At 71.3% G+C, this 7,953-nt stretch carries 8 protein-coding genes; 3 read left to right on the top strand and 5 right to left on the bottom strand.

Going from position 1 to position 7,953, the window contains the following annotated elements:
- The first annotated feature begins 131 nt into the window (after nucleotides 1-131).
- The gene (locus ACZ7H1_RS34990) at nucleotides 132-1,055 is read left to right on the top strand and encodes a D-alanyl-D-alanine carboxypeptidase family protein (protein WP_470792291.1); all 924 of its coding nucleotides are present in this window, start codon (nucleotides 132-134) and stop codon (nucleotides 1,053-1,055) included.
- Between the two features lie 119 nt (nucleotides 1,056-1,174).
- Here the strand turns inward: ACZ7H1_RS34990 and ACZ7H1_RS34995 are convergent, their stop codons facing one another.
- From ACZ7H1_RS34995 to pdhA, 5 genes are all read right to left on the bottom strand, one after another.
- Nucleotides 1,175-1,495 carry a hypothetical protein gene (locus ACZ7H1_RS34995; protein WP_470792293.1) on the bottom strand — a complete coding sequence of 107 codons (321 nt, stop codon included), beginning with the start codon at nucleotides 1,493-1,495 and terminating at the stop codon, nucleotides 1,175-1,177.
- Nucleotides 1,496-1,524: 29 nt separating this feature from the next.
- Entirely contained in the window at nucleotides 1,525-2,466 is a 942-nt protein-coding gene (locus tag ACZ7H1_RS35000; RefSeq protein ID WP_470792294.1) for a GNAT family N-acetyltransferase, read from the bottom strand.
- 130 nt (nucleotides 2,467-2,596) lie between these two features.
- The gene (locus ACZ7H1_RS35005; protein WP_470792323.1) at nucleotides 2,597-4,060 is read right to left on the bottom strand and encodes a dihydrolipoamide acetyltransferase family protein; all 1,464 of its coding nucleotides are present in this window, start codon (nucleotides 4,058-4,060) and stop codon (nucleotides 2,597-2,599) included.
- Between the two features lie 19 nt (nucleotides 4,061-4,079).
- Nucleotides 4,080-5,060 carry an alpha-ketoacid dehydrogenase subunit beta gene (locus tag ACZ7H1_RS35010; RefSeq protein ID WP_470792296.1) on the bottom strand — a complete coding sequence of 327 codons (981 nt, stop codon included), beginning with the start codon at nucleotides 5,058-5,060 and terminating at the stop codon, nucleotides 4,080-4,082.
- Nucleotides 5,061-5,062: 2 nt separating this feature from the next.
- A complete protein-coding gene (gene pdhA, locus ACZ7H1_RS35015) occupies nucleotides 5,063-6,250 on the bottom strand; it encodes a pyruvate dehydrogenase (acetyl-transferring) E1 component subunit alpha (RefSeq protein ID WP_470792298.1) in 1,188 nt (395 codons plus the stop codon).
- Nucleotides 6,251-6,573: 323 nt separating this feature from the next.
- On the opposite strand from pdhA, the gene ACZ7H1_RS35020 reads away from it, so the two are divergent.
- Together ACZ7H1_RS35020 and ACZ7H1_RS35025 are read left to right on the top strand one after the other, a co-directional pair.
- Nucleotides 6,574-7,233, top strand: a complete 660-nt coding sequence (locus ACZ7H1_RS35020; RefSeq protein WP_470792300.1) for a response regulator — start codon at nucleotides 6,574-6,576, stop codon at nucleotides 7,231-7,233.
- 181 nt (nucleotides 7,234-7,414) lie between these two features.
- A complete protein-coding gene (locus ACZ7H1_RS35025) occupies nucleotides 7,415-7,831 on the top strand; it encodes a pyridoxamine 5'-phosphate oxidase family protein (protein ID WP_470792301.1) in 417 nt (138 codons plus the stop codon).
- Nucleotides 7,832-7,953: the final 122 nt, after the last annotated feature.

The following is a 7,953-nucleotide window of genomic DNA, read 5'->3' on the forward strand; positions in this document are numbered from 1 at the left end:
TTCGGGTGCTGAGACTGTCTCCCTACCAAGGGCCCGCACCGCTGGCGGTCCCTCACCAGCCGAAACGGCACTAGCCTCACTGAGGACATCACCGAACTCGGGGACAACTTTTGATACTCAGCCTCACGCGTGTGCGCAGAGCCGCCGCCGTCACCTTCACCGCCGGCGCCGTGGTCACGGGCACTGTGCTGGCGACGCCCGCACAGGCCGCAGCACCCACCGTGACCGCGTCCGGCGCCTTCATGTTCGACAACGCAACGGGCAAGACCCTCTACAGCAAGGCCGCGGACACCAAGCGTCCGATGGCCAGCACCACGAAGATCATGAGCGCGCTCGTGGTCCTCACCACGCCCGGTGTCGACCTGAACCGCAAGCTCACGGTCAAGCAGGCCTACCCGGACTACGTCCGCGCCGTGGGCGGCAGCAGCGCGTACCTGTTCGTCGGCGACAAGCTGACGGTCGGCGGCACGCTGAACGCGATGATGGCACCGTCCGGCTGTGACGCGGCCGTCATGCTCGCCGACAACTTCGGCAAGGGCACGACCTTCAGCGCGCGCAAGACGAACTTCATCGCGCAGATGAACGCGAAGGCCAAGGCGCTCGGCCTGACCAACACCAAGTTCGACACGTTCGACGGCAACTCGCCCACGAACAACAACTGGACCACCCCGCGCGACCTGGCGAAGCTCACGCGCTACGCGCTGAAGAACGCCACGTTCCGGACCGTCGTGAAGACTCCGCTCGCCAAGGCGACCGCGACCGCCTCCAACGGCCGCACCCGCTGGTACTCGTGGAAGAACTCGAACCTCCTGATCCGCGCGAAGACCGACCCGGAGCCCGGCTACCAGTACCCGGGCGCCATCGGCGTCAAGACCGGCACGAACACCCCCGCGGGCAAGTGCCTCGTCTTCGCCGCCACGCGCAACGGCAAGACCGTGATCGGTGTCCTGCTCAAGGACGAGAACCGCTACACGGACTCGATGAAGCTCATGAACTGGACCTTCGCGACGCCCACGGCGGCCACGCTGAAGGCCATACCGGACGTGCTCGACTAAGAGCCCGGCGACGTCGGACGAGGGGCCGCAGGCACACGGGTGCCGGCGGCCCCTCGGCCGTTCGCGCACCTGCTCCCCGGAGCGCCGGGGTGCCGGGGTGCCGGGGTGCCGGGCGCCGGTTACGGCACGTCGGCCAGCAGGTCGCTGACGTACTCGGGCAGTGCGCCGGGCAGCGCCGCCGCGTCGATCTCCCTCAGGGGAGCCACCGACTCGGCGTCGACGTAGGCGGCGAGCTGGAGCAGGGCGTGCAGCTGCGACTCCAGCGCCGCGTCGTCCCGCTCGCGCGCCGCGGCCCGCGCCAGGGCCGCCACCAGCCGCCGCCCCTCCTCCGGCGCATGCCGGTCCGGCCAGTCACAGGCCTCGTCGGCGGCCCGCTCCCGCTCCCGCGCCTGCTCGGCCCCAAGCCGCCGCACCAGCCCGTCCACCCGGTTCACCGCCACCGCCCTCCACTAGGTCGTGTCCTCGAACACTAGGAGGGCGGCTCCAGGATCAGGCGGATTTCGGACACGTCGTAGCCGCCCCGGCGGAAGGCCGCCGCCATCGGGGCGTTGACCGTGTCCGTCGTGGCGGTGATGCGGTCGGCTCCCTCGGCGGCGTGGAAGGCCGTGATGTAGCCGAGGACCTCGTCGATCAGCCCCTGACCGCGGAACTCCGGCAGCACGCCCAGGTAGCCGACGTTGCGGTGGTACGGCGTCCGCGACGGGAGGGCGAGGCCCGCGAGCGTGCCGTCCGGGAAGCGGGCCAGCCGCCACCAGGAGCGCTCGCCGGGGCAGTCCAGGTAGAAGTCCATGTCCTCGCGGGCCTGCCGCTCCGCGCCGACCGCCGCCAGCTCGCGCCGGGTGTTGACGTCCAGGCTGCCGACCGCCAGGCGCCCGAAGACGTCGAGGAAGGCGTCGTCGTCGGCCTCGGTGAACACCAGCCGGGCGGGCGCGGGCGGCAGCGGGGACTCGGGGGTCCACTCGAAGCGCAGGCGCTCCACCTCGTCCGTCAGGCCGGCCGCGCGGGCCGCCTCCTGCCGCCAGGACACCGCCGAGACGACCGGCGGCCGGGCACGCCAGTCCGCGGGCAGCGAGGTGTTGTACAGCGGCAGCACGGTGGCGCCGGCCTCCCGGAAGGCACGGTGGCCGGCGTCGAGCAGGGCGGCGGCGACGGCGGCCTGACCGGCGACCGTGTCACGCACGTGCAGGCAGTCCAGCGCGATCGGGTGCGTGCTGTCCTCGCGGCCCCACCACAGGGCACGGGCCAGGATCTCCCCGTCCTCCGCCTCCGCGACCCAGGTCCATTCGGGGCGGAACCGCCCGGCCGCGTACTCCTCGCGACAGCGGTCCTCGGGTATCGAGCCGACCGGGCCGGTCGCCGGGTACGTGGCGACGCGGTCGAGCTCACCGAGGGTGGTGGGACGGAACAGCATGCGGCCTCCGGGCACGGGCGGTGTGAGTGATCACGATCGTCACACGGGGGAACGGGCCGGACAACAGGTTTCGGGACGCGAAAGGGCCCCTGCCGGTACCGGCAGGGGCCCTTTCCGCGAGCAGGGGCGGCTACGCCCAGGAGATCAGGCGCTTCGGGTGCTCCAGGACCGCCGCGATGTCCGCGAGGAACTTGGACCCGAGCTCGCCGTCGATCAGACGGTGGTCGAACGACAGCGCCAGCGTGGTGACCTGACGCGGCTTCACCTTGCCCTTGTGGACCCAGGGCTGCGCCTTGATGGCGCCGACCGCGAGGATCGCGGACTCGCCCGGGTTCAGGATGGGCGTACCGGTGTCGACGCCGAAGACGCCGACGTTGGTGATGGTGAGGGTGCCGCCCTGCATGTCCGCCGGGGAGGTCTTGCCGTCGCGGGCCGTGGCGACCAGCGAGGACAGCGCCTCGGAGAGCTCCGGCAGGGTCTTGGCGTGCGCGTCCTTGATGTTCGGGACGATCAGGCCGCGCGGGGTCGCCGCCGCGATGCCCAGGTTCACGTAGTGCTTGAGCACGATCTCCTGGTTCGCCTCGTCCCAGGACGCGTTGACGTCCGGGTTGCGGCGGACGGCGATCAGCACGGCCTTGGCGATCAGCAGGAGCGGGTTGATCCGCAGACCGGCCAGGTCGGGGTCGTTCTTGAGGTCCGCGACCAGCTTCATCGTGCGCGTCACGTCGAAGGTGATGAACTCCGTGACGTGCGGCGCGGTGAAGGCCGAGCCGACCATCGCCTGTGCGGTGACCTTCCGTACGCCCTTGACGGGGATACGGGTCTCCCGGCCTGCGGCGGCCTGGGGCGCGGCGGGGGCCGCGACCGGCTCCGTGGCCACGGAGGGCACGGCCGGGGCGGCGGGCGCGGCGGGTGCCTGGGCGGCAGGCGCCGGGGCGGCGGCCGCGTGGACGTCCTCGCGGGTGATGATCCCGCCGGGGCCGGTGGGGACGACCGTCGCGAGGTCGATGCCCAGGTCCTTGGCGAGCTTGCGGACGGGCGGCTTGGCGAGCGGACGGTCGGTGCCGTTCGCGTCCGCCGCACCGCCGTGGCCGTTCTGGCTGCCGTGGCCGTTGAGCGCCGCCGGGGCGGGCTCCACGAGGGCGGCCGGGGCGGCCGGAGCAGCCGGGGCGCTGCCCGCGGGGGCCTCGGCGGCCTTGCGCGGTCGGCGCTTGGTCGAGCTCTGCGAGACCCCGTAGCCGACCAGGACCGGCTGGCGGCCCTCCGGCGCGGGCTCCTCGGCGGGCGCGGGCACCGCCGGGGCCGCGGCCTCGGCGGCGGGTGCGGCGGCCGGAGCGGCCGCACCGCCCCCGGTCTCCACCGCGATGATCACCTGGCCGACATCGACCGTGGTGCCCTCGGGGAAGCGCAGCTCGGCCACCACTCCGTCGAACGGGATCGGCAGCTCCACGGCCGCCTTCGCGGTCTCCACCTCGCACACGACCTGGCCGTCGGTGACGGTGTCACCCGGCTGGACGTACCACTTGAGGATCTCGGCCTCGGTGAGTCCCTCGCCCACGTCGGGCATCTTGAACTCGCGCAGTGTCGTCGTCATCGTCGTCAACGCCCTCTCCTCAGTACGCCAGCGAGCGGTCGACGGCGTCGAGCACCCGGTCCAGGCCCGGCAGGTACTCGTCTTCCAGGCGGGCCGGCGGGTACGGGGAATGGAAGCCTCCGACGCGCAGCACCGGTGCCTCCAGGTGGTAGAAGCAGCGCTCCGTGATGCGGGCGGCGATCTCGGATCCGGTGCCCAGGAAGACCGGGGCCTCGTGGACCACGACCAGGTGGCGGGTCTTCTCGACCGACTCCTGGAGTCCGTCGAAGTCGATGGGCGACATCGAGCGCAGGTCCACGACCTCGACCGACTTGCCCTCCTCGGCGGCGGCCTCGGCGGCCTCCAGGCAGAGCTTGACCATCGGGCCGTAGGCGGCCAGCGTCAGGTCCGTGCCCTGGCGGGCGACGCGCGCCTTGTGCAGCTCGCCGGGGATGGCCTCGACGTCCACCTCGCCCTTGTCCCAGTAGCGGCGCTTGGGCTCGAAGAAGATCACCGGGTCGTCGCTCTGGATGGCCTGCTGGAGCATCCAGTACGCGTCGGCGGCGTTCGAGGGGGAGACCACCTTGAGGCCGGGGACGTGCGCGAACAGCGTCTCGGGCGACTCGGAGTGGTGCTCGACCGCGCCGATGGCGCCGCCGTACGGGATCCGTACGACGACCGGCATCTTGATCTTGCCGAGCGCGCGGGCGTGCATCTTCGCGAGCTGCGTGACGATCTGGTCGTACGCGGGGAAGACGAAGCCGTCGAACTGGATCTCCACGACCGGGCGGTAGCCGCGCAGGGCCAGGCCGATGGCGGTGCCGACGATGCCGGACTCGGCGAGCGGGGTGTCGATGACCCGCTCCTCGCCGAAGTCCTTCTGCAGTCCGTCGGTGATGCGGAAGACGCCGCCGAGCTTGCCGACGTCCTCGCCCATGATGAGGACCTTCGGGTCCGTCTCCAGGGCCTTGCGCAGGGATTCGTTGAGCGCCTTGGCGATCGACATCTTTTCGGTTGCCATGGTCAGTTGCCCTCCTCGAAGGACGCGAGGTAGGCGGCGAACTGGGCGCGCTCCTCGTCGACGAGCGCGTGCCCGTCCGCGTAGACGTTCTCGAAGATCGCCATGGTGTCGGGGTCGGGCATGGCGCGGACGACCTCGCGGACCCGCTTGCCGAGGGTCTCGCTCTCGGCCTCCAGCCCCTCGAAGAAGGCGTCGTCGGCAGCGCCGCTCGCCAGCAGGTGGGCCTTGAGGCGCAGGATCGGGTCCTTGTCCTCCCAGGCGGCGCGCTCCTCGTCCCGGCGGTACTTCGTCGGGTCGTCGGAGGTCGTGTGGGCGCCCATGCGGTACGTGAACGCCTCGACCAGGGTCGGGCCCTCGCCGTTGCGGGCGCGCTCGAGCGCCCAGCGGGTCACGGCCAGGCAGGCCAGGACGTCGTTGCCGTCGACGCGGACGCCGGGGAAGCCGAAGCCGGAGGCGCGCTGGTAGAGCGGCACGCGCATCTGGCGCTCGGTGGGCTCGGAGATCGCCCACTGGTTGTTCTGGCAGAAGAACACCACGGGCGAGTTGTAGACCGCGGAGAAGTTGAAGGCCTCCATGACGTCGCCCTGGCTGGAGGCGCCGTCGCCGAAGTAGGCGATGACCGCGGAGTCGGCGCCGTCCTTGGTGATGCCCATCGCGTAGCCGGTCGCGTGCAGCGTCTGCGAGCCGATGACGATGGTGTACAGGTGGAAGTTGTTGCTCGTCGGGTCCCAGCCGCCGTGGTTCACACCGCGGAACATGCCCAGCAGGTTGGTGGGGTCGACACCGCGGCACCAGGCCACGCCGTGCTCGCGGTAGGTCGGGAAGACGTAGTCGTCGTCGCGCAGGGCCCGGCCGGAGCCGATCTGCGCGGCCTCCTGGCCCAGCAGCGAGGCCCACAGGCCCAGCTCGCCCTGCCGCTGCAGAGCGGTGGCCTCGGAGTCGAAACGGCGGGTCAGGACCATGTCGCGGTACAGCCCGCGCAGGTCGTCGGCGGTGATGTCGGCGACGTAGGGGGCGAACTCCGAAGACATGGCGTCTTCGACCCGGTCCCCCTCGGGCGTCAGCAGCTGTACGAGCTGGGGCTCTGCACTCTGGGCGGCAGCGGCGGTCTTGCGGGCGCCGGCGCCCGCAGCTCGCTTGGTGCCGCTGCTGCGTCGCGGCTTGCGCGCGGCAGTGCTCTCCACGGTCACGTGTGCTCCTCCGTCGGTCCGGCACCCGGGGTCGTCCGGGGGCCAGTGCGGCTCGCCTGTATCGGTACCCGCGCACGGGGTGGGTGCGACTCGACCGGATTCAGGCGTGACAGTCGCCCCGGCGAGTGCCCTGCGCTATGCACGTTACCCAGTGCTCCGCATAACTGCGAAACCCCACTTGACCTGGGATTTTGCTTGGAAATCCAAGTAAATCCGAGGATTCGGGAACAACCACTGGTCACAGCCTTGCAGGGGGCCGGAACAACGGCACGTTATCCCGGGTAACTCCGGCAGGGAAGAGGTGAGTGTGTGAAACTGACTCCGTGCGCGAAGATGGAAAAATCACGGTATTCCTCCTTGACGACCATGAAGTGGTACGCCGAGGCGTCTACGAGCTCCTTTCGAGCGAATCGGACATCGAGGTGGTGGGTGAGGCCGGAACGGCCGCCGACGCACTGGTCCGAATTCCGGCCACGCGCCCGGACGTGGCGGTGCTGGACGTCCGCCTGCCGGACGGCAGCGGCGTCGAGGTCTGCCGCGAGGTGCGCTCCCAGAACGAAGACATCAAATGCCTGATGCTGACCTCGTTCGCGGACGACGAGGCCCTCTTCGACGCGATCATGGCCGGCGCCTCGGGATACGTCCTGAAGGCCATCCGGGGCAATGAGCTCCTGAACGCCGTACGGGACGTCGCGGCGGGCAAGTCGCTGCTGGACCCCGTGGCCACCGCCCGGGTCCTGGAGCGGCTGCGGGACGGCAAGAACGGCAAGGGCGACGACCGGCTGTCGAACCTCACCGAGCAGGAGCGCAAGATCCTCGACCTGATCGGCGAGGGCCTGACGAACCGCGTGATCGGCGAGCGGCTCCACCTGGCCGAGAAGACGATCAAGAACTACGTCTCCAGCCTGCTCTCGAAGCTGGGCATGGAGCGGCGCTCCCAGGCCGCGGCGTACGTCGCCCGGCTCCAGGCCGAGAAGCGCTGAGCCCGGCGCGCGGCGCGGGTACGCGCGGCGCCGGGGGCCTCGCCGGGGTACGCGCGGCGCCGCGGGTGCGGCTCCGGCCGCTGATGCCCGGCGACACGCGGTACGTATCGGGACCAACGTCCTCGATCATGGGGGCGGGGTCCTCTTTCCGGCACCCCGCCGGTGCCGCAAGAGTGGACCCATGTCCCCGGAGGAAGTCCACGCCATCGAACTGCTGCGCCGCGTGCCGTACGGCCGCGTCGCCACCAGCATGCGCGCGCTGCCCTTCCTCGCCGCCGCCCGGCACATCGTCGTGGGCGGCACGGTGGTCCTGCGCATGCACGCCGGATTCGGGTACCACCAGGCGTGCAGCGGCAGCGTCGTCGCGTACGGCGCGGACAACTTCAACTCCGCGGACAGCCGGCTGTGGTCGGTGCAGTTCACCGGCACCGCCGACGTCGTGGAGCCGACCACGGCCGAGCTGGAACTCTTCGGCCCGGCACCGCACTACGTCGACGGCGAGCTCTTCGAGCCCGTCTACATGCGCATCGAGCCGCAGTTCATCACCGTGCACACCATGGCGGGCGACGTCGAGCGGCAGTTCCAGCACGCCCTCTGACGACCGGTCGCGGGGGGGGGGGGGGGGGGGGGGAGGGGGGGGGGGGGGGGGGGAGGGGGGGGCGGGGAGGGGGGGGGGGGAGGGGGTGGTGCCTGATGCGGCGGCGCCGGTGGCCGGGGTGG

Source organism: Streptomyces sp. NPDC037401 (assembly GCF_055602345.1).

Coding starts and splice junctions, on each gene's coding strand:
- ACZ7H1_RS35005 (WP_470792323.1), bottom strand. CDS start 4,060: ATGACGACGACACTGCGCGAGTTCAAGATGCCCGACGTGGGCGAGGGA.
- ACZ7H1_RS35025 (WP_470792301.1), top strand. CDS start 7,415: ATGTCCCCGGAGGAAGTCCACGCCATCGAACTGCTGCGCCGCGTGCCG.
- ACZ7H1_RS35000 (WP_470792294.1), bottom strand. CDS start 2,466: ATGCTGTTCCGTCCCACCACCCTCGGTGAGCTCGACCGCGTCGCCACG.
- ACZ7H1_RS35010 (WP_470792296.1), bottom strand. CDS start 5,060: ATGGCAACCGAAAAGATGTCGATCGCCAAGGCGCTCAACGAATCCCTG.